The organism is Dactylosporangium sp. CA-139114, from assembly GCF_050955725.1.
Classification (GTDB): Bacteria; Actinomycetota; Actinomycetes; order Mycobacteriales; family Micromonosporaceae; genus Dactylosporangium.
Genome location: NZ_CP192080.1, coordinates 9,152,024 through 9,175,020, shown reverse-complemented (window position 1 = coordinate 9,175,020; position 22,997 = coordinate 9,152,024). Strand labels below are relative to the sequence as shown.

The 22,997-nt window shown below is 71.8% G+C and carries 28 protein-coding genes; 17 read left to right on the top strand and 11 right to left on the bottom strand.

Annotated features, from left to right (window positions below):
- Positions 1–11: 11 nt before the first annotated feature.
- The 4 genes from ACQP2P_RS41170 to ACQP2P_RS41155 all read right to left on the bottom strand — a co-directional run bounded on the left by ACQP2P_RS41170 (position 12) and on the right by ACQP2P_RS41155 (position 4,518).
- The gene (locus tag ACQP2P_RS41170; protein WP_433610409.1) at positions 12–1,271 is read right to left on the bottom strand and encodes a delta-60 repeat domain-containing protein; all 1,260 of its coding nucleotides are present in this window, start codon (positions 1,269–1,271) and stop codon (positions 12–14) included.
- 103 nt (positions 1,272–1,374) lie between these two features.
- A complete protein-coding gene (locus ACQP2P_RS41165; RefSeq protein WP_433610407.1) occupies positions 1,375–1,842 on the bottom strand; it encodes a globin in 468 nt (155 codons plus the stop codon).
- Positions 1,796–3,286, bottom strand: coding sequence for an MFS transporter (locus tag ACQP2P_RS41160; RefSeq protein WP_433610405.1), 1,491 nt, complete (start codon positions 3,284–3,286; stop codon positions 1,796–1,798). Before ACQP2P_RS41160 ends, ACQP2P_RS41165 begins: the two co-directional genes overlap by 47 nt.
- A gap of 215 nt (positions 3,287–3,501) precedes the next feature.
- Complete coding sequence (locus ACQP2P_RS41155) at positions 3,502–4,518, bottom strand: mechanosensitive ion channel family protein (protein WP_433619486.1); 1,017 nt, start codon at positions 4,516–4,518, stop codon at positions 3,502–3,504.
- A gap of 253 nt (positions 4,519–4,771) precedes the next feature.
- Between ACQP2P_RS41155 and ACQP2P_RS41150 the strand changes: the two genes are divergently transcribed.
- A complete protein-coding gene (locus tag ACQP2P_RS41150) occupies positions 4,772–5,314 on the top strand; it encodes an HNH endonuclease (RefSeq protein WP_433610403.1) in 543 nt (180 codons plus the stop codon).
- Positions 5,315–5,438: 124 nt separating this feature from the next.
- Here the strand turns inward: ACQP2P_RS41150 and kynU are convergent, their stop codons facing one another.
- The gene (kynU, locus tag ACQP2P_RS41145; RefSeq protein ID WP_433610401.1) at positions 5,439–6,689 is read right to left on the bottom strand and encodes a kynureninase; all 1,251 of its coding nucleotides are present in this window, start codon (positions 6,687–6,689) and stop codon (positions 5,439–5,441) included.
- 96 nt (positions 6,690–6,785) lie between these two features.
- Between kynU and ctaJ the strand changes: the two genes are divergently transcribed.
- A complete protein-coding gene (gene ctaJ / locus ACQP2P_RS41140; protein ID WP_433610399.1) occupies positions 6,786–7,094 on the top strand; it encodes an aa3-type cytochrome oxidase subunit CtaJ in 309 nt (102 codons plus the stop codon).
- The gene (locus ACQP2P_RS41135) at positions 7,081–7,485 is read left to right on the top strand and encodes a DUF5130 family protein (RefSeq protein WP_433610397.1); all 405 of its coding nucleotides are present in this window, start codon (positions 7,081–7,083) and stop codon (positions 7,483–7,485) included. The genes ctaJ and ACQP2P_RS41135 overlap by 14 nt, the downstream gene beginning before the upstream one ends.
- A 56-nt stretch (positions 7,486–7,541) precedes the next feature.
- Here ACQP2P_RS41135 and pepN read toward each other — a convergent pair whose 3' ends face one another.
- Positions 7,542–10,088 (bottom strand): aminopeptidase N, encoded by a 2,547-nt coding sequence (pepN, locus tag ACQP2P_RS41130; protein ID WP_433610395.1) that lies wholly within the window; start codon positions 10,086–10,088, stop codon positions 7,542–7,544.
- Between the two features lie 185 nt (positions 10,089–10,273).
- Here pepN and ACQP2P_RS41125 point away from each other — a divergent pair, with 185 nt between their 5' ends.
- From ACQP2P_RS41125 to ACQP2P_RS41090, 8 genes are all read left to right on the top strand, one after another.
- Entirely contained in the window at positions 10,274–10,903 is a 630-nt protein-coding gene (locus ACQP2P_RS41125) for a mycothiol-dependent nitroreductase Rv2466c family protein (protein WP_433610393.1), read from the top strand.
- 15 nt (positions 10,904–10,918) lie between these two features.
- Entirely contained in the window at positions 10,919–11,281 is a 363-nt protein-coding gene (locus ACQP2P_RS41120) for a hypothetical protein (RefSeq protein WP_433610391.1), read from the top strand.
- Between the two features lie 11 nt (positions 11,282–11,292).
- The gene (locus tag ACQP2P_RS41115; RefSeq protein ID WP_433619484.1) at positions 11,293–11,616 is read left to right on the top strand and encodes a DUF3817 domain-containing protein; all 324 of its coding nucleotides are present in this window, start codon (positions 11,293–11,295) and stop codon (positions 11,614–11,616) included.
- Positions 11,617–11,699: 83 nt separating this feature from the next.
- Positions 11,700–12,113: an ATP-binding protein gene (locus ACQP2P_RS41110; RefSeq protein ID WP_433610389.1), complete on the top strand. Its 414-nt coding sequence runs from the start codon at positions 11,700–11,702 to the stop codon at positions 12,111–12,113.
- Positions 12,114–12,261: 148 nt separating this feature from the next.
- Positions 12,262–12,456 (top strand): hypothetical protein, encoded by a 195-nt coding sequence (locus ACQP2P_RS41105; protein ID WP_433080214.1) that lies wholly within the window; start codon positions 12,262–12,264, stop codon positions 12,454–12,456.
- A gap of 17 nt (positions 12,457–12,473) precedes the next feature.
- The gene (locus ACQP2P_RS41100; RefSeq protein WP_433610386.1) at positions 12,474–13,652 is read left to right on the top strand and encodes a DUF1015 family protein; all 1,179 of its coding nucleotides are present in this window, start codon (positions 12,474–12,476) and stop codon (positions 13,650–13,652) included.
- A gap of 54 nt (positions 13,653–13,706) precedes the next feature.
- Positions 13,707–13,901 carry a hypothetical protein gene (locus ACQP2P_RS41095; RefSeq protein ID WP_350616040.1) on the top strand — a complete coding sequence of 65 codons (195 nt, stop codon included), beginning with the start codon at positions 13,707–13,709 and terminating at the stop codon, positions 13,899–13,901.
- Between the two features lie 13 nt (positions 13,902–13,914).
- The gene (locus ACQP2P_RS41090; protein ID WP_433610384.1) at positions 13,915–14,388 is read left to right on the top strand and encodes a ribose-5-phosphate isomerase; all 474 of its coding nucleotides are present in this window, start codon (positions 13,915–13,917) and stop codon (positions 14,386–14,388) included.
- Between the two features lie 56 nt (positions 14,389–14,444).
- On the opposite strand, the gene ACQP2P_RS41085 is transcribed toward ACQP2P_RS41090, so the two are convergent.
- Together ACQP2P_RS41085 and ACQP2P_RS41080 are read right to left on the bottom strand one after the other, a co-directional pair.
- Entirely contained in the window at positions 14,445–14,897 is a 453-nt protein-coding gene (locus ACQP2P_RS41085) for a hypothetical protein (RefSeq protein ID WP_433610382.1), read from the bottom strand.
- 87 nt (positions 14,898–14,984) lie between these two features.
- The gene (locus ACQP2P_RS41080) at positions 14,985–16,205 is read right to left on the bottom strand and encodes a GNAT family N-acetyltransferase (RefSeq protein WP_433610380.1); all 1,221 of its coding nucleotides are present in this window, start codon (positions 16,203–16,205) and stop codon (positions 14,985–14,987) included.
- A 105-nt stretch (positions 16,206–16,310) separates the two neighbouring features.
- On the opposite strand from ACQP2P_RS41080, the gene ACQP2P_RS41075 reads away from it, so the two are divergent.
- A complete protein-coding gene (locus ACQP2P_RS41075) occupies positions 16,311–17,984 on the top strand; it encodes a protein kinase domain-containing protein (protein WP_433610378.1) in 1,674 nt (557 codons plus the stop codon).
- The gene (locus tag ACQP2P_RS41070; RefSeq protein ID WP_433610376.1) at positions 17,981–18,727 is read left to right on the top strand and encodes a tyrosine-protein phosphatase; all 747 of its coding nucleotides are present in this window, start codon (positions 17,981–17,983) and stop codon (positions 18,725–18,727) included. The genes ACQP2P_RS41075 and ACQP2P_RS41070 overlap by 4 nt, the downstream gene beginning before the upstream one ends.
- Before the next feature lie 113 nt (positions 18,728–18,840).
- On the opposite strand, the gene ACQP2P_RS41065 is transcribed toward ACQP2P_RS41070, so the two are convergent.
- Positions 18,841–19,674, bottom strand: coding sequence for an SDR family oxidoreductase (locus tag ACQP2P_RS41065; protein ID WP_433610374.1), 834 nt, complete (start codon positions 19,672–19,674; stop codon positions 18,841–18,843).
- Positions 19,675–19,794: 120 nt separating this feature from the next.
- Between ACQP2P_RS41065 and ACQP2P_RS41060 the strand changes: the two genes are divergently transcribed.
- Positions 19,795–20,445 carry a DUF2625 family protein gene (locus ACQP2P_RS41060; RefSeq protein ID WP_433610372.1) on the top strand — a complete coding sequence of 217 codons (651 nt, stop codon included), beginning with the start codon at positions 19,795–19,797 and terminating at the stop codon, positions 20,443–20,445.
- Positions 20,442–20,675 (top strand): hypothetical protein, encoded by a 234-nt coding sequence (locus ACQP2P_RS41055; RefSeq protein ID WP_433610370.1) that lies wholly within the window; start codon positions 20,442–20,444, stop codon positions 20,673–20,675. The genes ACQP2P_RS41060 and ACQP2P_RS41055 overlap by 4 nt, the downstream gene beginning before the upstream one ends.
- 27 nt (positions 20,676–20,702) lie before the next feature.
- On the opposite strand, the gene ACQP2P_RS41050 is transcribed toward ACQP2P_RS41055, so the two are convergent.
- Positions 20,703–21,083, bottom strand: a complete 381-nt coding sequence (locus tag ACQP2P_RS41050) for a DUF2267 domain-containing protein (protein ID WP_433610368.1) — start codon at positions 21,081–21,083, stop codon at positions 20,703–20,705.
- A gap of 199 nt (positions 21,084–21,282) precedes the next feature.
- On the opposite strand from ACQP2P_RS41050, the gene ACQP2P_RS41045 reads away from it, so the two are divergent.
- A complete protein-coding gene (locus ACQP2P_RS41045; RefSeq protein WP_433080192.1) occupies positions 21,283–21,426 on the top strand; it encodes a hypothetical protein in 144 nt (47 codons plus the stop codon).
- Here ACQP2P_RS41045 and ACQP2P_RS41040 read toward each other — a convergent pair.
- Positions 21,414–22,091 carry a GntR family transcriptional regulator gene (locus ACQP2P_RS41040; RefSeq protein WP_433610365.1) on the bottom strand — a complete coding sequence of 226 codons (678 nt, stop codon included), beginning with the start codon at positions 22,089–22,091 and terminating at the stop codon, positions 21,414–21,416. The two genes, ACQP2P_RS41045 and ACQP2P_RS41040, sit on opposite strands and share 13 nt — an antisense overlap.
- Positions 22,092–22,282: 191 nt before the next feature.
- Between ACQP2P_RS41040 and ACQP2P_RS41035 the strand changes: the two genes are divergently transcribed.
- Positions 22,283–22,582, top strand: coding sequence for a hypothetical protein (locus tag ACQP2P_RS41035; RefSeq protein WP_433610363.1), 300 nt, complete (start codon positions 22,283–22,285; stop codon positions 22,580–22,582).
- Positions 22,583–22,997 lie beyond the last annotated feature (415 nt).

Genomic DNA, 22,997 nt, shown 5'->3' with positions numbered 1-22,997 from the left:
CGTTCGCGGGCTCAGGAGAGCGGGAGCAGCGCCAGCCGGGCGTGGTACTCGCCGCCGATCTTCTCCGTGTCCGAGCCCACCAGCAGGCCCTGGGGCGTCGCCAGCAGCGCCCGGGCGCCGACGCCCCGCGGGTTGCGCTGCGGGTTCCACGCCGTCGCCTTGCCCGTCTGCGGGTTGATGGCCGCGATGCCCGGCCGCGACACCGCGCCGGGGCCGGCCGTCTCGCGGCCCTGCGGGTTGTCCATCCAGCGCTGGTGCCCGCCGACGTAGATCGCGGCCCCGGTGTCGGCCACCGAGTAGAGCGAGTCCCCGCCCGTGTGGTTCACCCACAGCGGCTTGTGCAGCCCGCTGCCGCGCAGGTCGAAGCGCGCCGCCGTGTCGCACATGAGGTCCTGGCCCCACTTGCGGCCCGTCGCCACGATCGTCGCGTACGTGCCCGTCGGGTCGAAGTCGATGCCGCGCAGGTACGTCTCGAAGCCCGCCCGGCACTCGTGCGCGTACGCGTCCGTGTACCAGTCCGCGAGCCGCACCGCCCCCGTCGCCGGAATGTCGATCATCACGACCTGGGCCCGCCACTGCCCGGCCGCCTGCTCGACCGCGCCGATCGCGGCCAGCCGGTGCCCGTCCGGCGTCAGCGCCAGGTCCTCGAGCTTCACGCGGGTCAGGTGCGGCGCGGCCAGCTTCATGTCGAAGGCCGGGTCGACGGCGCCGGTGGTCGCGTCGAGGCGGGCCAGGCCGACGCGCTGGGTGCCGTTGATCGCACTGAACGAGCCGGCCGCGTAGAGCCACTGCCCCTGCGCGATGAGCGCCCGGTCGTCGCCCCAGTTGATGGCCGCGGTGAAGGCCGGCACGCGGCTGCCGTCGGCCAGGCTGAGCTGGGCCAGGCCCCGCTGCGAGCCCCCGGCGATCTTCTGGAACGCCCCGCCGGCGTAGACGGTGTTGTTCGGCCCCGTGGCCAGCGCGAACACCGGCGCGTCGGGCTGTGGCGCGAACGGCAGGATCTCGCCCGTCGCGGCGCGGTACGCGAACAGGTTCTTGCGGCTGTACCGCACCTTGCGCTGAGCGTCGGTGACGGTGCTGAAGTCGCCGCCGACCACCACCGTGTCCCCGACCAGCGCGAACGCCCGCACCTCGCCGTCGAGCACGTTCGGGGTGAAGTCGGCGGGGTTGGTGGAGACCTGGGTCGGCTGGTTCAGCGCGGCGGAGGCGGGGATGGCGACCGCGAATGCGGCCAATGCTGTGGCGGCAGCGGCGATCAGGCGTCGGCGCATGCAGGCGTCTCCTCGGTCGTTTCGTGGGTCCGGCGGTGCCACCGGAGACGGCGGCACATAGCCAAGACAACGGGAAACGTAGCGAAAGGAAACGCTTATGCAGCTAAAGCACCTTAACGGCCGGAGAGTCCGATTCTTCCGGGTCGTCGGCGTTGACCATGAAGTGGGCCGCGCGCTCCAGATAGTCCCAGAGCACCGCCTCGTGCTCGGGCGCCAGCTCGATCGCGTCGACGGCCCGGCGCATCTGCCGCAGCCAGGCGTCGCGCTCGGCGGAGGCGATGACGAAGGGGGCGTGGCGCATCCGCAGGCGCGGGTGGCCGCGGTTCTCCGAATACGTCGTCGGGCCGCCCCAGTACTGCATCAGGAACAGCCGGAAGCGCTCGTTGGCCGGGCCGAGGTCCTCCTCGGGATACAGCGGGCGCAGGATCGGATCCTCGGCCACGCCGGCGTAGAACTCGTCGACGAGCTTGCGGAAGGTCGGCTCGCCACCGACGAGCTCGTAGAAGTTGGGGGACGTCACGCCATCAACTATGCCGCGCCGCCCGCGAGGGTGGTGCGGGCGGGAGGCCACCGAGCTCCGTGGTGCGCTCGGTCAGATCGACGGTGGCCTCCGGCGGGTCGACCATCATCGGCTCGCGGCGCGGGCCGGGGGAGGGGCGCCGGCGCGGCGGCAGCGGCACCCGGGCCAGGTCGATGGTGACCTCGCCGAGATCGTCGATGCTCTCGTGCTCGGCGGCGTGCTGCACGGCCGCGGCCCGGACCTTGTTGGCCGCGATCGCGTCGGCGATGGTCGCCTTCGCCGGCCAGCCGGCGATGATCAGCACGGTGGCGCCGAGCCCGGCGATCCCGAAGTAGCCGACGACGTCGGGGAGCGGGTAGCTGGTGGCCAGCCAGCCGGTGAGCACGATGGCCCCGCCCTGCAGCAGGTGCACGCCGCTCTGCATCACGCCGAACGCGCGGGCCCGGTACGCCGGCGGCAGCACCTGCACGAAGAGCCCGTTGCCGGCCGGGAGCGTGACCGCCAGCGAGGCGCCCCCGACCAGGGTCATCACGACGATGCCCGGCAGGTCCGGATGCAGCAGAGCCGGGACGAGCGCCAGGGGCGTGATGATCGCGAGGGGGCGGATGAGCGCGACCCGGCGCTGGGGCGGCAGCAGCCACGTGACCAGGGAGCTGCCGAGCACGAAGCCGGCCGCGGCCGCGGTCATGATGACGCCGAAGCCGAACGCGTCGGCGTGCCCGGCGAGGTGGGCGGCCCAGGCCGCGGCCAGCCCCTCGGGGACCACGCCGAAGCAGACCCCGGCGAAGACGATCAGCGCGATCGAGCGCATCACCGGCGAGCGGAACACCACCCGGTAGCCGTCGGCCGCCTCGCGCAGCAGGCCGGTGTGCTCCTCGCGCTTGAGCGCGGGCTCCCGCTCGCCGACGACGAGGCTGATGAGCAGCGCCGAGACCGCGAACGTCAGGCCGTTGACCAGCAGGGCGAGGGAGCCGTTCACGGACACGAGCACGGCGCCGAGCGCGTAGCCGGCGATGAGCGAGATCTGTCCGGTGGTGCGGTTGAGCACGATCGCGGTGACGTACCGCTCGCCCTGCAGCAGCTGCGGCATGAGCGCCGAGCGGGAGGCGTCGAACGGCGGGCTCAGCAGCGCGTTGCCGAACAGCAGCGCGATGACCAGCGCGGTCGGCATCCCGGGAAGGGCGGCCAGCACCAGCATGATCCCGGCGCGCAGCAGGTCGCAGCCGATCATGGTGCGCCGATACGGATGCCGCTCGGCCCAGGCCGACAGCAGGGCCCCGACGCCGAGCCAGGGCAGGTAGCTCACCGCGAACGCGGCGGCCGACATGAGGGGGGAGTTCGTCTGCTTGTAGACCAGCGCGACCACGGCCGCGCGGGCCACGTTGTCACCCAGGCTCGACTGGGCCTGCGCCGCGAACACGGCCGCGAACTCGCGGTTGGCCAGGGTCTCGCGGATCGTGGCGGGGCGCTTCGCGGTCTCGTCGGGGTGCGGCACCGGCAGAGCCCCCTTCCCCTGTGGTCGCGACGGCGGGACGTTCGCGGGCGCGGCCCAACCGGTCAATCCGCCCGAGAGGGGTCAACGGCGGCGGACCGGGACACTGTGCAGCGATGCACCTGAACGAACGGACGATAACCGACTGACCACCCGACGCGCGACCCTACCCTCCGGGTTGATCACAGATGGCCGTGAGATTGGACGAATACCACCGATCAGGTAGGTCCGCCCGGTCCCGGTTCGCCACCCTCGCCATTGGCCGGGCGGATGTACATGCGCGCGGCCGAGAGCTGGGCCGTGATCCCGGCCCGCTCGAGCGAGTCGGTCAGCCGCCGGCGCAGCTCGCGCCCGATGCGCCACTGCGCCTCGTTCGACGTCTTCACCGTGGTCCGCAGCACCGCGCCGTCCGCGTTGAGCTGCTCCACGCCGAGCACCTGCGGCGGGTCCATGAAGTCGTCGGCGTAGTCGGGGTCGTTGGCGAACGCGTCGGCCGTCTCCTGCAGCACGGCGGTGGCCTGGTCGACCGAGACGAACCCGACCGGGACGTCGACGTTGACCACGGCCCAGCCCTGGCTCTTGTTGCCGACCCGCACGATCTCGCCGTTGCGCACGTACCAGACCACGCCGCCCGAGTTGCGGATCGTGGTGATGCGCAGCCCGACCGCCTCGACGGTGCCGGTGACCTCGCCCACGTCGACCACGTCGCCGACGCCGTACTGGTCCTCGAGCAGCATGAACAGCCCGGCGATGAAGTCCTTGACCAGGTTCTGCGCGCCGAAGCCGATCGCCAGGCCCGCGATGCCGGCGCTGGCCAGCAGCGGCCCGAGGTTGATGCCGACCTCGCCGAGCACGAGCATCGTCGCGATCGTGAACACGACGGCGGAGGCGATGCTGCGCAGCACCGAGCCCAGCGCCCGGGCGCGCTGGTTGCGCCGTTCCGACGGGGCGGACAGCGTGGGCAGCCGCTTGCGCAGCGGCCGCAGCATCGCGCCGCCGGCCTCGTTGTCGCTGACCGTGTGCTTGATCAGCCGGTCGATCGCCCGGTGGATCAGCGCCCGGATGATCAGCGCGACGACGATGATCACGAGGATCGTCACCGGTTTGACCAGCAGCCAGTAGCTGCTCTCGGCCAGCCACTTGCTCTTGGTCTGGTCGTAGACGAGCTCGCAGAGGCCGGATTTGTCGGCGCAGCTCGGCGTGCTTCCGGGCTTCGGCGTCTCCTCGAACGGCATCGCGATGGGGCTGATCACGGGGCTCCTAGCAGCAAACCGGGGCGAACGGGGGCAAGTCCGCCCAAACAACGGGGGTGACGGGTGAAGGTTCACCCGACGGCCGCAAATAGTACGTGCAATCCGAGGATCTATCAGGGACGATTAGCCCACGGACCACCGCCGGTGGGCCCGCACAGCAGACCTCGCGAGGCCGCATCAGGGCCGCTCGGGGCCCATTCCAGGGAGACTTCCTTCACGCACTAGGGGGACGGCGATGCCTGACATACGACCCGCACGAGTATCGGGTGCGCTGGTGCTGAATGCCACCTATGAGCCGCTGTGTGTCGTGTCTGTCAGACGTGCCACCATCCTGGTCCTGACGTCGAAGGCCGTGTGCGTCGCCGACGGCGACGGGATCCTCCACAGTGCGATGAACGAGTTGCCGGTGCCGTCCGTGGTCCGGCTCACCCGCTACGTCCGGGTGCCGTACCGCACACACATAGGCCTCTCCCGCCGCGGCATATTCGCTCGCGACGGATGGCGTTGCGCCTACTGCAGCGGCCCGGCCGAGACCATCGACCACGTGATGCCACGCAGCCGGGGCGGGCGGCACGCCTGGGAGAACGTCGTAGCCGCCTGCGCCCGATGCAACCACACCAAAGGTGACAAAACGCCAGCCGAACTCGGCTGGCGTTTGCATGCCACCCCCATGGCGCCGAAGGGCGTGGCCTGGCGTGTCCTCGGTCACCGCACGCCCGACCCGCGCTGGGCCGACTGGCTGGACCTGCCCGTGGAGGGTGTGCAACAGGCCGCATAGATCCATGGCTCGGGTCCGCGTCAGTCGCTGACCGCCGCTCCCGCCGGGACGCCCGGTCTGGTCCGGGTTCCGCGAAGCCTCGCCCAGCCGGACCGGGCGCACCGGCCTCCGGGGGGTCACGCCTTCACGTGACCCGCCCGAGTTCGGCGCCGTAGGACAAGTACGCGCCGGTGTCCACGACGTCCCGCAGCCGCGCCATGCCCTCGTGCACGTCCACGAACCGCGTGTACAGCGGCGCCAGCCCGATCCGCAGCCGCTCCGGCGTGCGGAAGTCCGGGATCACCCCGGCCGCCTTGAGCGCCTGGCAGATCGGCCACGCCTCGGGCGCCCGGAACGTCACGTGGCTGCCCCGCCGGGCGGACTCCCGCGGGCTGGCCAGCGCGAGCCGGTCGCCCAGCCACGCGGCGGCGAGTCCGATCGCGTAGTCGGTCAGCGCGGCGCCCTTGGCGGCAAGCGCGTCGATGCCGGCCGCGGCCGTGATCCGGGCCCCTTCGAGCGCCGCGTACCCGCCCAGCACCGGCGGCGTGCCCACCAGGAACCGGTCGACCGACCCGGCCGGCTCGTAGCCGGCGCCCATCGCGAACTGGTCCCTCCGCCCGAACCAGCCCCAGATCGGCTGGCGCAGCGTCGCCTGCAGGTCGCGGCGCACGTAGAGGAACGCCGGAGCGCCCGGTCCCGCGTTGAGGTACTTGTACGTGCACCCGACCGCGAGATCGGCCCCGGACTCGCGCAGCGGCACCCGGACCGAGCCCGCGGAGTGGCACAGATCCCACAGTGTGAGGGCCCCCACCCGGTGCGCGGCAGTGGTGATCGCCACCATGTCGGCGATCGCGCCCGAGCGGTACGCCACGTGCGACAGGCACACCAGCGCCACGTCGTCGTCGAGCGCCGCGGCCACCCGCTGCGGGTCCACCCCCGCGTCGAGGTCGGTCGTCACCACCCGCAGCTCCAGCCCGCGCGCGGCCGCGAGGCCCTCCAGCACGTACCGGTCGGTGGGGAAGTTGTCGTCATCGGTGACGATCACGCCGCGGCCGGGGCGGGCGTCGAGCGCGGCCGCGGCCAGCTTGTAGAGGTTCACGCTGGTGGAGTCCGAGAGCACGACCTCGCCGGGGAGCACGTGCAGTACCGATGCCGCCAGAAGATCCCCGGTCGAGCGGGCCAGATCGATCCACGTGTCCCAGCCGCGGATCAGGTCGTGACCCCATTCGCGGTCGATCGCGTCGCGGAGGCGCTCGCGCGTGGCCAGCGGCAGCCGGCCCAGGGAGTTGCCGTCGAAGTAGACCAGCGCTGTGTCCGGAATGTAGAATTGCGCGCGGAAATGTCCGATCGGGTCCTGGGCGTCGAGCGATTCGGCATACTGGCGCGAGAGGTCCATGAACGTGACGGTAGGCCCCCGGCAACCGGCTGGTCATCGCCGCCCGCTAACGTGAAGCCGGTCTTTTAGTCCCTTCGACGCCTGGGGGCGTTGAGCTTGTCCATCATCGAGACGACGCTGATCTTCGCCGGGATTCCGGTTGCGGTCATCCTGCTCATCGCGGGCGCCGTCTACGCGGGGGGTTCCCGCCGTAGCAGGCGCTACCGGCCCGGACGGCCGTTCGATTTCACGCCCGTCTGGTTCCTGTCCGCGCCCGAGCAGCAGACCGAGGCGGCGCACGCCCGCGAGCTCACCGGTGCGCGGCGGGCCGAACTGACCGCGAGCGGCGAGAGCTCCGGCGCGACCGACTGGTCGGGCGACCGGACGCAGCCGCAAGTCATCGGAGGCGCAAGTGACCGGTGGTAGCGCGGCTGGCCTGACCGGCCGGCCCGAAGTCCTCAACGGCCCGTTCACCACGCGCCAGCTGCTGCGCCTGGACGAGGCGCTGCGCCTGGCCGACTCGTCGACGGGGCTGACGTTCAGCATTTACGTCGGCGACCTCGAGGAGCCGGGCCGGGCCTACGCCGAGAAGCTGCACGCCCAGCTCGCCGACCCGGCCAACACGGTGCTGATCGCCCTGTCGCCGAACCAGCGCGTGCTGGAGATCGTGACCGGCGGCGAGGCCCGTCGCCGCCTGCCCGACCGCGCGGCGAAGCTCGCGGCCCTGTCGATGGCGGCGGCCTTCGGCGGCGGTGACCTGGCCGGTGGTCTGGTCTCGGGCCTGGCCCAGCTGGCCGACCACGCGGGCAAGCACTGAACTGACGCGAAGAAGAGGCGCCGCGCTCGACTCGAGCGCGGCGCCTCTTTCGTGTCTCAGGAGGCCGCGGCGTCCTTCGCACGCGCCTTGAGGGCCCGCACGATCCCGTCGCGCCCCTCGCCGACCAGACGGCGCAGCGGCGCCGGCGTGCCGGGCGTGGCCAGCCAGGCCTCGGTGCGCGCCACGGTGTCCTCGCTCACCTGGTAGGCCGGGTACGCCATCTCCACGAACTCGGCCGCCGGCTCGCTGTCACGGTGCTCCCAGACGGGCAGCAGCGCGTCGAAGTAGGCCGGCACGAACGGCGCCGTCAGCTTCGTCTGCGCCGAGTGCTGGAAGCCCTGCAGCAGCGAGCGCTGCAGCCAGTTGGGCAGCGCGTGGTCCTCGGTGAGCCGGCGCCAGGTCTCGGCCTTCGACTCCGCCGTCGGCACCAGCGCCCGGGCCAGCGCCGCCTGCCGCTCGCCGCTGGCCGTGCGGTCACGGTCCAGCTCGGCCTCGATCTGCTCCGGGTCGGCCGCGCCCGCCGCGATCAGCGAGTGCAGGATGCCCCAGCGCAGGTCGGCCTGGATGGTCAGCCCCGGCGGCACGCTCTCGTCGCGCAGCCAGCCCGCCAGCACCCCGAGGTCGGCCTCGCTGCGCGCGGCGGCGGCGAACGAGCGGGCCCAGGCCAGCTGGAAGCCGCTGCCCGGCTCGGCCGTGGCCAGCGCCGCGCGGGCGGTGTCGGCGAGCTGGGCCCAGCCCTGCGGCCCCCACGCCGGGTCGGCGTAGAACACCAGCGCCGACTGGGCCTGGCGGATCGTCGCGGTGACGAGGTTGATGTCGCGCTCGGCGGGCAGGCCGGTCGCGACGAGCTTCACGTAGTCGCGCGCCGCGAGCTCGGCGTCGCGGACCATGTCCCACGAGGCCGACCACACCAGCGCCCGGGCCAGCGAGTTGTCGAGCCCGTCGATGTGATCCACGACGACGGCCATCGAGGCCGGGTCGAGGCGCAGCTTGGCGTACGTCAGGTCGTCGTCGTTGAGCAGCAGCACGTCGGCCGCGCGCACCCCCGCGAGCGCGGCGATCTCGGTCTGCTCGCCGTCCACGTCCGCCTCGACCAGGTCGCGGCGCACCAGCCGGCCGCCGTCGGCCAGGTCGTAGAGGCCGATGCCGATGCGGTGCGTGCGCAGCGTCGGGTAGGCGGCCGGGGCCTCCTGGCGCACCACGACGCGCTCGTAGGTGCCGTCCGCGGCCACGGTGATCTCCGGCCGCAGCGTGTTCACCTGGGCCGTCTCCAGCCACTGCGCGGCGAACTTGCGCAGCTCCTTGCCGCTGGCCGACTCGAGCGCGGTGAGCAGGTCGTCGAAGGTGGCGTTGCCCCACTGGTGCTGCTGGAAGTAGGCGCGCAGGCCGCTGCGGAAGGCGTCGATGCCCACGTACGCGACCAGCTGCTTGATGACGCTGGCGCCCTTGGCGTACGTGATCCCGTCGAAGTTGACCTCGACCGCCTCGACGTCCGGCATCTCGGTGTAGACGGGGTGGGTCGAGGACAGCTGGTCCTGCCGGTAGCCCCAGTTCTTGCGCACGGACAGGAACGTCGTCCACGCGTCGGTGAAGCGGGTCGCGTGGGTGTTGCACCAGTGGCTGGCCCACTCCGCGAACGACTCGTTCAGCCACAGGTCGTCCCACCAGCGCATGGTCACGAGGTCGCCGAACCACATGTGGGCGAGCTCGTGCAGGATCGTGTTCGCGCGCTGCTCGTATTCGAAGTCGGTGACCGGCGAGCGGAAGATGTAGTGCTGCTCGGCGTGGACCACGCAGCCGAAGTTCTCCATCGCGCCGGCGTTGAACTCCGGGGAGTACACCTGGTCGTACTTCGGCAGCGGGTAGCGGATGCCGAACTCCTCGTGGAAGAAGTCGAAGCCCTGCTTCGTCACGAGGTTGATGTCGTCGGCGTCGAGGTACTGCTTCATCGACTGGCGGCAGAACACGCCCAGGTCGATGCCGTCGTGGGTGTCGCGGACCTCGTGATACGGCCCGGCGCACACGGCGGTGACGTAGGTGCTCATCCGCGGCGTGGGCTGGAAGTGCCGCACGAGGCCCTCCTGCCGCTCCAGCGGCATGTTGGAGATGACCTTCCAGTGCGCGGGCGCCGTGACCCGGAAGGTGAACTCGGCCTTGAGGTCGGGCTGGTCGAAGCAGGCGAAGGCGCGCTGGGCGTCGGCCGTCTCGAACTGGCTGTAGAGGTACACCTCCTTGTCCACGGGGTCGACGCTGCGGTGCAGGCCCTGGCCGGTCGTGGAATACGCGAACTCGGCGTCCACGACGAGCACGTTGTCGGCCGCCAGCCCGGTCAGCGCCAGCCCGCCCTCGGTGCTCCAGCCGCTCGTGTCGACGGGCTCGCCGTTGAGCGTGGCGCTGTGCAGGGTGGCGGCGGCGACCTCGATGAAGGTCCCGGCCCCCGGCTCCCGGCAGGTGAAGCGCACCTCGGTGGTCGACCGGAACGTGCCCTCGCCCGGATGCCCGGCGCCGTCGGTCAGGTCGAGGCTGATGTCGTACGCCGTGACGCCGAGCAGGCGGGCCCGCTCGACCGCTTCGACCTGGCGTAGGTTGCGTACACCGGCCACGTGTCGTCTCCTGTCGTTTCGCTGTGGCCGTCCCCGTCGACGGCGTCACCCCGAGTGTTCCATGCTCGCGGAGGAGACTGGGGGAGTGGCTCAGGTCACTCCTGCCCGAAGTGGTACCTCGCGTGCGGGTTGCGTAAGGATCGGTCCGGGTTCCCGACTCTTTCACTAGTGAGGTGGTCACCGTCATGGGTGAAGACCGCGTCATCGCCGATATGTGGTTCGACCCGCGCTGCCCGTGGGCCTGGATCACGTCCCGCTGGCTGCTCGAGGTCGAGCAGGTCCGAGCTGTGGACGTCCGATTCCACGTGATGAGCCTCTCGATCCTCAACGAGGGCCGCGACGACCTTCCGGAGCAATACAAGGAGGGTTTGGCAAAGGGTTGGGGTCCGGTCCGGGTGGCGATCGCCGCCGAACAGAAGTTCGGCAATGATGTCCTTCGTCCGCTTTACACCGCCCTGGGCAACCGAATCCACCACGAGCAGCAGGAGCTCTCGGACGAGCTCTACCGCTCCGCGCTGGTCGAGGCGGGGCTCCCGGCCGAGCTGGCCGAGGCCGCCGAGTCGACCGAGTTCGACGCCCAGCTCCGCGAGAGCCACTTCGCCGGGATGAACCCGGTCGGCATGGACGTCGGCACGCCGGTGATCCACGTGCCGGGCCCGGACGGCAGGATCATCGCCTTTTTCGGCCCCGTCGTCACCCCGCGCCCCAAGGGCGAGGCGGCCGGTCGCCTGTGGGACGGCACGCTCCTGGTCGCGGGCACGCCCGGCTTCTACGAGATCAAGCGCACCCGCGACGTGGGTCCGGTCTTCGACTGAGTAGCCTGGCTACTCGTGCGGCGATTCTTCACACCCCGGTGGGTGCTCGGGCATGTCCTGGCACTCGCCGGGGTGGCCGTCTGCGTGATCGCCTGCCTGTGGCAGTACCAGCGGGCCACCGCGGGCAACATGCTCAGCTGGGCCTACACCGTGCAGTGGCCGCTCTTCGCGATCTTCGTCGTGTTCCTCTGGGCGCGGGCGATCCGCGACACCCGCGGCACCGCCGCGCCGAGGAAGCCGGGCCCGCCGCCGCTGCGGCCGATGGCGACCCGGCCGGCGCCCGTGACCGAGGACGATCCGGAGCTGGCGCAGTACAACCGGATGCTGGCCTGGCTCGCCGCCAACCCCGACCGCCGCCCGAGCGACTTCCCAGGATGAAGCAGATGAATCTGAACCCCGCCCTCGCCCGCTACCGGGTCGTGGCCTGGATCGTCGGCGTGCTGCTGATCGTGCTGACGGCCGGCACCGTGCTCAAGTACGCCGCCGGCAACGAGACGATCGTGGCCGTCGTGGGGCCGGCGCACGGCTTCCTCTACATGGTCTACCTGGTCCTCGCGGCCGACCTGGCCCGCCGGGCGCGCTGGAAGGTCGGGTTCACGGTGCTGGTGCTGCTGGCCGGCACGGTGCCGTTGCTGTCCTTCGTCGCCGAGCGCGTGGTGACCCGCCGGGTCCGCGCCGCCCAGGCCCCGGAGCCGGTGCGCACCGCGGCCTGAGCGCGAACCGCAAGTTTCCTCCCTTCGCGTGCGGGGCATCCTTACCGCACAAGGCGATCGCGCGAAGGGAGCCCGTTGTGGGGATGGAAGTACGGCTTTCGCTCTCCCTGCCGCGCGACACCACAACCGTCCCGCTGACCCGGCGGGTGCTCGATGCCGCGCTGGCCGTCTTCGCCGTGACGACGGACTGCCGGGAGGACATCGGCCTGGCCGTCGGCGAGGCGTGCGCCAACGCGGTCCAGCACGCCGAGAACGGCACCGACTACGAGGTGACGGTCACCATTCACGAGGACCGCTGCATCATCGACGTGGTCGACGAGGGCATGGGCCTGGACAGCGTGGCCCCCAAGGACGTCGGGCCCGACGCCGAGAGCGGCCGCGGGCTGAAGATCATCCATGCGCTGGCCGACATGGTCGAGCTGCGCCGCCGTCAGCCGCACGGGATGGCCCTTCGGATCGTCAAGCTGCTCACGCGGACGACCCCCGCCTTCTCCTGACGGTCCATGGTTCGTGCCAGGTCCGCGACTGAACGCTCGCCTGGGCGCATCCGTGTAGTTCTCTGGAATCGGCACCTCTGGTGCGTCACCCGAACGGATGGGTGCCGTTGCATCTTGCGACGACACATTTCTGGAGAAAGCCGAGATCATGTCTGAGTCCCGCTGCACCGTCCAGGAACGGACCTGGAAGGACGAGCTGCCCGAGCTGCCCGACGATCTGAGCGCGCTCCTGGCGCCGCCGGTCGTCGTGCGCTTCGACACCGTGGTCTTCGACCCCGCCACTGACGAGGCGCACCGCACTGCGGGACTGCTGAACCCCCACGCCGTGGCCGCGGTCGCCTGACCTATAGCGTCGTACGCATGACGGTTGCGTACCCGATCGCCCACGCCTGGCTCTCCACCGGAGGGACCGGCGCGCAGAACTACGACGAGTTCGCCGACGACGCGGAGATCACCGCGATCATCGCCGCCAACCCCGCCAGCGCGCTGGCGGTCGAGATGCCGCACCGGGCGCCCGGGAGCGTCGGCCGCCCGTTCCTCGACTGCCTCCCCGACGCCGTCGCGCGCCTGCGCACGGCGAAGGAGGACGGCCACTACGCACCCGCCACCGACGTCGTGGTGCTCTACCGCATCACGGCGCCGGACGGCGCCCGCGCCTACGGCCTGTGGTGCATGGTCGCCACCGACCAGATCTCGACCAGCGCCGACGAGCCCGGCGCGGTCATCCGCAACGAGGACGTCTTCATCGAGAAGGTCCGGGAGCGCGTCGCCCTGGCCGAGGCCACCAGGCACCTGCTCTCGCCCGTCCTGCTGCTGCAGACGGCCCACGGCGACGCCCTGCACACCGCCCTGGCCCAGGCCGTGGCCGACGCCGGTAGCCCCGCCGTGACCGACGTCGACCCGTCCGGCCGCGCCCACGAGATCTGGGCCGTCGGCGCCGGCACCACCCGCGACCGCCTCCTGGCCCTCGCGGGCGGCGGCGAGCTCGTCGTGGCCGACGGCAACCACCGCAGCCTCGCGGCCCAGACCGCCGGGTACGAGCGCTTCCTCGCGGTCGTGACCACGCCGGAGTCGGTGGCGATCCAGCCGTACAACCGCCTGGTCTCGGATCTCCCGGAGCCCCTGGAGGGCCTGGACCTGGTGCCGATCACCGGCCCCGCGGGCGTCCCGGCCACGGGCGGCCGCGTGCACCTCTACACGCGCGAGGGCGCCTGGTCGGTGAGCCTGCCCCGCACCGAGGGCGGCGGCGTCGTGGAGAACCTCGACCACGCCCTCGTCGAGCGCCGCCTGTTCGCCGAGACGCTGGGGCTCGAGCCCGGGGACAAGCGGATCACGTACGTCGGCGGCGACTACCCCGCCGAGTGGCTGCGCGGCGAGGTCGACGCCGGCCGGGCCGAGCTCGCGGTGCTCATCGCCCCCGTGACGGTCGGGGACTTCGTGGCGGTCAACCTGGCCCGCCAGAAGATGCCGCGCAAGAGCACCTGGTTCACGCCGAAGGCCCGCGCCGGCCTCGTGGTGGCCCAGCTCGATTCGTTCTAGTCACCCGATCGTGATACACACTAGGCCGCTGTACTTCGGGCCTGGGGTGTGTAGATGCAGATGCAGATCTTCATTGCGGCGATGATCGCCGCGTGCGGAATCGGCGCGTTCGCCGCCGCCGCGCTCGTCTGGGACCGCCGCAGAATCCTGCGCCTCAAGTCGGGCGCGACGGCGGGTTGGGTGTTCGGCCTGGTCGTGCTCGGTGGCGGCTTGCTGGCGGGTTCCTGCCTGGGACTCATCCGGCTCTGACAGACTGCCGGGTATGCGCGTCTACCTTGGTTCGGACCACGCCGGCTATGAGCTGAAAGTGCACCTGGTCAGCGCTTTGGGGCTGCAGGGCTACGAGGTCGTGGACGTCGGCCCGGCGAAGTACGACCCCGACGACGACTACCCGGTCTTCTGTTTCCACACGGGAGCCCGGGTGGTCGCCGATCCCGACAGCCTCGGCGTGGTGATCGGCGGCTCGGGCAACGGCGAGCAGATCGCCGCGAACAAGGTCCCCGGCGTGCGGGCCGCCCTGGCCTGGAACGTGGAGACGGCCCAGCTGGCCCGCGAGCACAATGACGCGAACATCGTCGCGATCGGCGCGCGCCAGCACACCCTCGACGAGGCGACCACCCTCGTGACGACGTTCCTGTCGACGAAGTTCTCGGGCAACGAGCGCCACGCACGGCGGATCGCCCAGGTCCTCGAGTACGAGAACTCGCGCGTTCTGCCACCACTGCCGAGCGCCTGAGCCTCCACGTTGTGCTTGAGGGCGCCGGGGAGCGGCGTCCTCAAGCAGTTCCGCGGCTAGGAGGTGGGGGAGCGGCGGCCCGGGCGCGTCAGCTCCTCGCGCGGCACCCACCCCCGCCGGATGATCTGCAGGTCCCGCTCCGCCGCCGCCAGATCCGCCTCCGTCGGCCGGGCCGCGTCGCGGGCGCGCAGGGCCGCCGACACCGAGACCTGCGACGCGCCGCCGCCGACCAGGCCGCGCAGGCCCCGCTCCGACACCACCTCGTCGTGGTGATGGTGGTGGTGGTGATGATGATGGTCGTCGTGCCCGTTGGGATGGTGCTCGTCCTCGGGGGCGGTCGCCGCCTCGGCCGGCTCCGGGTCGTGCACCGCGGCGGTCATCGCGAAGGTCCCCGACAGCTCCGCCAGGTGGTGCGGCGAGGGCGGGCGGGGCGCGGCCGGCTTCGGGGCGGGGGGCTCTTCTTCCACGACCGCAGGGGCCGCGGGCTCCTCGGGGGGCGTCTGGGTCACCGGTTGATGTTGCCGCATGCGGCGCCGCCGGCGCTGGATCCCACCCATGAACCGAATCTACCGCCTGCGCCCCCGCCCGCCGAGGGATCAGAAGATTTCGATCGAATACGGGGCGACGGGCCAGCTGAAGGCGGTGCTGGCCGCGGCCACCGCGGTCGGGCGGTGCTCCGTGACCCGGCCCGACAGGTGCAGGGCGCCCAGGCGGGTGCCGCCCATGTAGGCCGCGCCCAGCTCCTTGATCCCAAGCGTGAAGTCCGGGTCGCCGTCGGCCCTCGTGCAGGTGACCAGGGCACCGCCGGCGCCGGCGCGCAGGCGCCAGCGGCCCGCGTTGGCGGGGAGGAGCTCGTCGGTCACCTCGAAGACGACGTCCAGCGGGGCGGCGTACTTGCGCGCCGCGAGCGCCCGCGGCAGGTCCACGATGCGCACCCAGAGGCCGTCGCCGGCCTTGGCGCCCAGGTGCCTCGGTTCGTCGACGAGGTGGAAGAGCGGGTCGTCGGCGCTGGTCAGGCCCTGGACCAGGGTGCGGGCGAGGTCGATGCGCAGCAGGAAGCGGTAGAGCTCGGCGTAGGCCGCCGGCGTCCCGGCCACCACCTCGATGACGTTGACCTCCTGCTTCGGGCCGCTGTCGTCCCAGGCGGCGCGAATGCGGTACCGCGCGAAGCCCTCGACCACCCCGTCCCCGTTCTCGTACAGCACCGCGCGCGCCCGGGTGGCGCCGCTGCGCTCCGATTCCGGGTCCGAGGTCAGGTGCCGCCACCAGTGCTCGTCGCGGCTCGACCAGCCCGGCTTGGTGGGGAACACCCGCGAGTACACCTCGGAAAGCTCCTTGATGAGCTCCGCCGGGTTCCCCGAGCGCAGGGTGCCGGGCGCCTTCGGGGCCGTGATCGTGAGCTCCCGGCGGTCGGCGCGCATGGTGACGTTCTGGGCCGCGAGGCCGTAGCCGAACCGCGGGTAGATGCGGCCCTCCGACGCCCACAGCGCCGCCACGGCCTCGGGCGCGGTCGTCAGCTGGGCGGTCATCATGCGGCTGAGCAGGCCCTTGCGGGTGTGCACCGCCGAGACCGCGACGCCGGTCACGTGCGCGGCCGGGATCACTGCGCCCGGCACCGCGAGGTCGCGCGTGAACACGCCCGCCGTCGCCACGACCTGCCCGTCGTGCTCGACCAGGTGGGTGCGGGCCGGCTCGAAGACCAGGCGCGACGTGCTCTCGGGGTCGAAGTCGGCGGTGGCCCCGAACGCCTCGCGGCGCAGGCGCGCGACCGCGGGGAGTTCGTCGGCGCCGGCGGTGCGCAGCACATAGTCGCTCATCGGTTGTGTCTACCTCGTGACCTCCGGTCAGCGCGACCGATTTGCGCGCTCGTTACTCTCGAAACCGTATGGGGGCGGCAAAACGATGCTGGGGGGAGCGACACGATGACGCAGGGTGCGTTGCTGGACCTGGTCTGCGGTCCGGCGAGCCCTTTGCCCGAGACGTTCCAGCGGTACCGCCTGGTGGCCCACCTGGGCTCGGGCGGGCAGGCGGACGTGTATCGCGCGGTGCGGGTCGCCGGCGGGGTGACCTCGGCGCCGATGACCGTGAAGGTCTTCCGCGTCGACCCGCTGCGCCCCATCGCCGACGAGCTGCGCTCGTGGGACAAGGGCGACGCCGCGCTCATGGACCTCAACAACCGCGGGGTGCCCGGCATCTGCCGGCGGGCCGACGGGTTCTACGGGCCGCCGCCGCACCGTCCCGGTGAGCGCCCGGCGCCGGGCGACGCCGTGCCGTACCAGGTCTACGACTACCTGCACGGCGTCAACCTGCGCGAATACGTGGTGCAGCGCGCCGGGGCGAACCCGGCGGGCCGCCGCCTCAACGCCGTCTCCGCCCTGAAGACGCTCGCCGTCGTGCTGTCGAACCTGCACGACCCGCAGGAGCCGGGCGCGACCCCGGTGCTGCACATGGACGTGAAGCCGTCCAACGTGATGGTGCTGGCCACCGGCGAGGTGCGCCTGATCGACTTCACCGGGGCGCGGTACTACCGCGAAGACGAGATCACCCAGATCGCCTACACCCCGGAGTCGGGCGGACCGGAGGCGTTCGGCGGGGTGAAGCACGTCGGACCGGCGTACGACGTGCACGGCTTCGGCGCGGTCGCGTACTTCATGGTCACCGGCGCCTACCCGCGCGTCGACGGCCGCAGCGATCAGGGCGGCCCGCCGGACGCGTCGCCGCCGCCGTGGAGCGTGCTGCGGCGCCACCCGCTGCTCGAGCGCATCCCGGCCCTGCGCGACCACCTGCACGCGCCGCTCGCCGACCGGCCGTCGGACCGGCCGCAGACCCGCGAACTGCAGTCGTGGCTCGCCTACCTGGCCGACCTCGTGCGCCGCTCCGGCCTGCCCGACGTGGGCTGCGACTGGCACGAGCCGGAGTCGGGCGAGACGGGCCGGGTGGTCGGACGGGCGCGTCCGGCCGTCAGCGGTACCGAGACCGACGCCGCCCAGCGCATCGAGCGCCTCGAGCGCGAGCTCGTCGCCATGCGCACCGGCGCCGCCCCGCCCACCGCGTTCCACCAGGAAGTCCCGCCGCCGGTCTCCGCACCCCCCGTCTCGGGTGCCCCGGTCTCAAGTGGAGGTGTCGCCGTGAACGCCGACGGAGTGCCGCAGATGCGCGGACGGGCCAAGGTCGTGCCGCGGCCCGCCCCGGAGCCGACGGGCGTGATGGACTTCGAGCCGCAGCAGCAGCCGCCGCGGTACTCCCCGCCGCGCGGCGAGCGCGCCCGGCAGCTCAAGCTCGGGTGGGAGTACACCGGCACCGGCGCGGTCATCGCGTTCATCTGCTGGGGCCTGTGGGCGCTGGACAGTGCGGGCAGCCTCAACGGGCCCTTCATCGCCTTCCTGGTCGTGCTCGTCGTGGCCGTGGGCGTGTTCGCGCTGGCGCGGCTGCTCGGCCGGCTCATCATCGAGCAGCGCCTCGGCCGCCCGCGGCGCTCCGCCCGCGGCGCCCACGCGATCACCGGGCTCTTCCTGGCCGCGGCGGGCATCGCCTACCTGCGCGAGGTCAGCTTTGCGGTCACCGCCTACCACTGGGTGAAGGACCTCATCGGGTGAGGTTCTGGCGCCGCCGCAAGCCCTCCACCGGGTCGCTGACCGGCCCGCTGGAGGGGCTCGTCAACTTCCGGGACCTCGGCGGCCTGCCGGCGGACGGCGGCACCGTACGCACGGGCGTGCTGTTCCGCAGCGACTCCCTCGCCTACGCCACCCCGGCCGACGCCGACCGCCTGGTCCGCGACCTCGGCCTGTCCACCGTGATCGACCTGCGCGGGGAGTACGAAGTGTCGCAGCTCGGCCGCGGCCTGCTCTCGGACACCGCGGTCGAGTACTACCCGGCCCCCATCGCGGACGTCAGCGGGGCCGAGGACCTCGTCGGGCACTACGTGGCGATGCTCACGGAGAAGGGCCCGGTGCTCGCGGGCACCGTACGGCTGCTCTCCTGCGCCGGCACGCTCCCGGCCGTCTTCCACTGCGAGGCCGGCTGCGACCGCACCGGGGTGCTGGCCGCGGTCGTGCTCGGGCTGCTCGGCGTGCCGGAGGACGCGATCGCGGCGGACTACGCGGCCACGGCGGCGGCGATGCCGACGATCCACGAGCGCGTGGCCGTCGTCGTGGACCGGCTCGGGCTGCCGCCGCGGCCGGTGGAGGTGCCGGCCTGGGAGCCCGAGGCGGCACTGATGGCCAAGATGCTCGACGTGGTGCGGGAGCGCTGGGGCGACATGGAGGGGTGGGCGCTCTCCTACGGGCTGACGCAGGACGAGCTGGCCGCCCTGCGTCAGCATCTGATCCTGGCCTCGTAAACCCGGTTGGTATGCGATATGTCGGGCGCTTCGCACCCGACATATCGCATGTATCGCCTGACCGGCGAAAAGTCAGAAAAGTCCGATCACGAAGTGTCGGACTTTTCGATCACCTACACGGCAACAGCGTGAGCCGCGGGAGCGGGACGGGCGTTCAGCAGCGCCGTGTAGTCGCGCTGGGCCGCGTCCAGCAGCCCCCGCCAGGCGTCCTCGCCGACCGGGAGCCGGACGGGCCGCTCCTCCGCCGCGATGTACCGCAGCACCTCGGCCGCGAACACCTCCGGCGGGCCGGACATCGGCAGCGACTTCAGCGCCCGCAGGCCGGCCCGCATCGGCTCGGTGACACCCGAGTACGCCGAGACGCGCTCCGCGGACTCGGTGAGTGACGAGCCCCACTCGGTCGCGAACATCCCGGGCTCGATCGCGGTCACGTGCACCCCGCTCCCGGCGAGCTCGAGCGCCAGCGTCTCGACGAGCCCCTCGACGGCGAACTTCCCGGCCGCGTACGCCCCGAGGCCCGGCATCGCCACCCGCCCCGCCATCGACGACACCATCACGATGTCGCCGAAGCCCTGGGCGCGCATGAGCGGCAGCACCATCCGGGTGAGCCGCCACGGCGCGATGAGGTTGACGGCCAGCTGTGCCTCCAGCTCGGCGTCGGTGACCTCCTCGACGGCCCCGAAGTGGCCGATGCCGGCGTTGTTGACGAGCACGTCCACGCCGCCGTAGCGGGCCAGGGCCGCGTGCACGGCGTTGTGGCAGTCGTCGGGGTCGCGGACGTCGAGGGCGCAGGTGGCGAGCGTTCTGGGGTACCGGTCCCGCAGCTCTTCGAGCACCTCGGGGCGGCGAGCGGTGGCCAGCACCTGCTGCCCGGAGGCGGCGACCGCCTCGGCCAGCGCACGCCCCAGGCCGGTGGAGCAACCAGTGATCAACCAGCGACGAGTCATGTTCGACATAGTGACTCTCAGTATCCGTCGACCGACAGTCCGAGAAACGTGAATGACAGATCATTCAGCGGCCATTTCCGTCGTTCGTGTCCGCCCGGCATCCGGCCGTACAGTTGCGGCGTGCGCTCGCTGGCGGAGCTGATCTCCGACGACCGGTCCGCCTGGGCCGAGATCGAGGCGGCGGTGTCCGGCTCGCCGTATGCGGTCGAGCTGCTGCCCGCCGACCCCGACCGGGCGGCCGCGTGCCTGCACCGGCTCCAGGTCGGCACCACCTCCTGGCTGGGCGCGCTCGTCTACGGCACCGGCGGGCTGATCGTCGACGGCGGCTGGCTGCGCGTGCTCGGCTCCGGCCACCCGCGCCGCCGCCTGGCCGACATCCACGAGGTCAACGCGAGCTTCGAGGCCGCGGGGCTGGTCGTGGCCCAGGACATCCTCGGCGGCGAGTTCGTGTGGCGGCAGGGCGAGTCCGGCCGGCGGCCCACCATCCACTACTTCGCCCCCGACACGCTCGGCTGGGAGGACCTGACCCTCGGCTACACCGACTGGCTCTTCGCGATGCTCGCCGGCGCCGCCGACCAGTTCTACCTGAGCTGGCGCTGGCCCGGCTGGCGCGACGAGGTGGCGGCCTGCCCGCTCGACGCCGGCATCCACACCGCCCCGCCGCTGTTCTCGAAGGAGGGCCGCGACCTCGACAGCGTCAGCCGCCGCCCGATCGCGATGGCCGAGCTGGTCGGCTACAAGCACGACATGGCCGACCAGCTGGGCGCATGAGGCTCGCGCGCAACGACACCGGCGGCTGCGGCCCCGCGACCGTGCTGCTGCACGGGGGCGGAAGCGGGCAGCTCCTGCTGCGCCGCGCCCCCGGCCCGATGGTCACCCTGAACCACGCGGTGGCGGTGTCGATGGCCCGCGGCCCGCTCGCCGGGCTCTCCCGCTGCTGGACGCCCTCACGCCGCTACCTGAACGCCGGGGCCGGGCGAATTCCGGATCCGGGGGCATGATCCGGCGTGGCTTTCAGCCGCGACTGTTCAGGCCGCCGTCGTGGTCAGCTCGCGGTACTCGGCGGGCAGCTGGGACAGCGCGTGCCGCAGGTGCGCGCCGTCGATCTCCTGGCTGAGCGTGCTCAGCACCGCCCGGACACCGCGTGTGACCTCGTCTTTCTTGAGGCCCGTGCGCCGGCTCAGCTCGCGGACGAAGTCGGCCAGCGGCACCGGGTGCGCCCCGCCGCCGTGCCGCGGGGGAAGGTTGGCGGCCAGATCCTGCGGAAGGTCGATCGCGAGTTCGCGGAGTTCGCCGCCGCTGAGCTGTTTGCCCACTTCCTCCAGCGTGGCGCGGATGAGGTCCGCGGCCTCTTCCTTGGCCAGAACGGCCTGGTCCGCCACCACCGCGGCGAGTGCTCGCTCGTCCATACGTCGTCCCCCTCGCTCTCGCTGCAATGCTGATGGCGGGGAGGCCATGGTGCGTCCCTCGCCCGGGGTGAAATGGGTCAGTGCCCGGTCCGGCGTTGCGGCGTTGATCGGTGGCTGACTGCCACACCCGGGCGTTTCCCCAGGTCATTTCCTTGATCCGCGGTGCTTTAGAACCTATGTTCGACTAGTGTCGGCAGTCATGACAGAAACCTGTTCGGCAACGAAGACCACGACGACGGCAACGGGCGACGTGCAGGTCCGCTGCACCAAGCCGGCCGGCCACGAGTCGGCCCACGAGGCCAGGCTGGGCGCCTTCCCGATCCGCTGGCGTCAGACCTCATAGGTCTCCGCTATCTCGGGCGACTCGCGCGGCAGAATCCCGTCCACGAGCAGAAACGGCGCGCCGCTCAGATCGTGCACGGTGAGGACCGACAGCGCGACGCTGAGTGGATACGGCAGCGCCAGCGCCGCCGTCTCCGCTCCCGTCGTCAGCCGCGCCCCGAAGCGCTCGACCACGTGATGCGCCCGCCGCCCGTGCGTCGATTCGAGTTGCTCGAGCAGCCCCCTGGGCTGGGCGAGACGCACGGGCGTGAAGGCGGTGGTGAGCGCCAGCGGCCGCGCCTTGATCAGCGTGAGCCGGTAGCGGGCGGCGAACACGGTCGCCCCGGCGGGCAGCCCCAGCAGGGCCGCGACCCGCGGGACGGCCGGCAGCAGGCGGCTGCCGAGACACTCACCGTGGCGGTCGGCCTGGAGCAGGTACTGCACCCGCCGCGGCAGGGCCGCCAAGGTCGTCATGGGCCGCCCGAGCACGATGCGGCCCTTGCCCTGCACGCCGCGCACCCAGCCTTGATGGCGCAGGTGGCGCAGCGCGCGGACAACGGTGGAGCGGGATGTTCGGAACTCGTGGGTGAGCTCGGCCTCGCTGGGCATGAGCGCCCCGACGGCGAGGACACCACGGTCGATGCGGTCCTGCAGGGCGAGCACGATCTCGGCGTACTTCGAATCCACGGCGGCGCGAACCCTTCCGGGACTGGGGGTTTGCGAGCCGCCGTCCGGAGCGTACTGACGCTCGACGATCTCGATCGAATATCGACGCGCGGCCTGGTCAGGCCCGGTTTTCCGCCCAACCACCGTCACTGGGAACGCCGGTTTGAAGCCGACCGCGGAGGTTTCTCGCACCCATCGGCCACAATGAGGCCATGCTCTTCTTCGGTCGCGCGATTTCCCGGCGCGCTCGGGTGTGGTGCCACCTGGCCTGCCAGTTTCTGGCGCTCGCCGCAGCAGCGCCGGTAGCGACGTCCGTTCCCCACGTCGACCCACTGATCGTGCGGGCGGAGCCTCCGTCGAACCCGAGTGTCTTCGGCAATCACGACTTGGAAGACCCGCCCGGACCGCAGTGGGCGGCTCCGGACAACACGAGCGCGGCGGCAGGTGGTGGCGTCAACATCACCGACTCGGGGAGCGCGGCTGACACGCTTACGGTGCAGAAGTCGCCGTAGGCCCAAGCCTTGACGAAGACGAGTGACGGCGGTGTCTCGGCGTTGTTACCGAAGCTCGTCGCGTTTCGCGGGGACGTGTTGTCGATGGTGGGCCGACGTGCTGCGCTCACCTGGCGGGCGGACTTAAAGGGAAGACTCCGGCGCGCTGACCGGTCGCTTCACGCGTGGGGGCGCCGGGCGGATCGTGAGCTAAGTGTGACGATCGGCCCGCTGGCAAGTTGCTACTCGTCGTGCAGAAGCTACTTTGGGTGAAGTTAGGTGCCCTGGGCGGATGAGGGCGCGGTGGTTTTCTGGGTGGTGATCGTTGGGCTCGCGGTGGGCGGCGGGCAGCAGGAAGTACGAGAGCCGCTGGTTGAAGGCGAGAACGTCCGGGCCCCTCGGGCACTTGGTGCGGTTTTGAGGGGGTCTGGGTGGA

Coding starts and splice junctions, on each gene's coding strand:
- ACQP2P_RS41170 (WP_433610409.1), bottom strand. CDS start 1,271: ATGCGCCGACGCCTGATCGCCGCTGCCGCCACAGCATTGGCCGCATTC.
- ACQP2P_RS41155 (WP_433619486.1), bottom strand. CDS start 4,518: ATGCCGTTCGAGGAGACGCCGAAGCCCGGAAGCACGCCGAGCTGCGCC.
- ACQP2P_RS41150 (WP_433610403.1), top strand. CDS start 4,772: ATGCCTGACATACGACCCGCACGAGTATCGGGTGCGCTGGTGCTGAAT.
- kynU (WP_433610401.1), bottom strand. CDS start 6,689: ATGGACCTCTCGCGCCAGTATGCCGAATCGCTCGACGCCCAGGACCCG.
- ACQP2P_RS41125 (WP_433610393.1), top strand. CDS start 10,274: ATGGGTGAAGACCGCGTCATCGCCGATATGTGGTTCGACCCGCGCTGC.
- ACQP2P_RS41110 (WP_433610389.1), top strand. CDS start 11,700: ATGGAAGTACGGCTTTCGCTCTCCCTGCCGCGCGACACCACAACCGTC.
- ACQP2P_RS41105 (WP_433080214.1), top strand. CDS start 12,262: ATGTCTGAGTCCCGCTGCACCGTCCAGGAACGGACCTGGAAGGACGAG.
- ACQP2P_RS41100 (WP_433610386.1), top strand. CDS start 12,474: ATGACGGTTGCGTACCCGATCGCCCACGCCTGGCTCTCCACCGGAGGG.
- ACQP2P_RS41095 (WP_350616040.1), top strand. CDS start 13,707: ATGCAGATGCAGATCTTCATTGCGGCGATGATCGCCGCGTGCGGAATC.
- ACQP2P_RS41090 (WP_433610384.1), top strand. CDS start 13,915: ATGCGCGTCTACCTTGGTTCGGACCACGCCGGCTATGAGCTGAAAGTG.
- ACQP2P_RS41080 (WP_433610380.1), bottom strand. CDS start 16,205: ATGAGCGACTATGTGCTGCGCACCGCCGGCGCCGACGAACTCCCCGCG.
- ACQP2P_RS41075 (WP_433610378.1), top strand. CDS start 16,311: ATGACGCAGGGTGCGTTGCTGGACCTGGTCTGCGGTCCGGCGAGCCCT.
- ACQP2P_RS41065 (WP_433610374.1), bottom strand. CDS start 19,674: ATGACTCGTCGCTGGTTGATCACTGGTTGCTCCACCGGCCTGGGGCGT.
- ACQP2P_RS41055 (WP_433610370.1), top strand. CDS start 20,442: ATGAGGCTCGCGCGCAACGACACCGGCGGCTGCGGCCCCGCGACCGTG.
- ACQP2P_RS41050 (WP_433610368.1), bottom strand. CDS start 21,083: ATGGACGAGCGAGCACTCGCCGCGGTGGTGGCGGACCAGGCCGTTCTG.
- ACQP2P_RS41045 (WP_433080192.1), top strand. CDS start 21,283: ATGACAGAAACCTGTTCGGCAACGAAGACCACGACGACGGCAACGGGC.
- ACQP2P_RS41035 (WP_433610363.1), top strand. CDS start 22,283: ATGCTCTTCTTCGGTCGCGCGATTTCCCGGCGCGCTCGGGTGTGGTGC.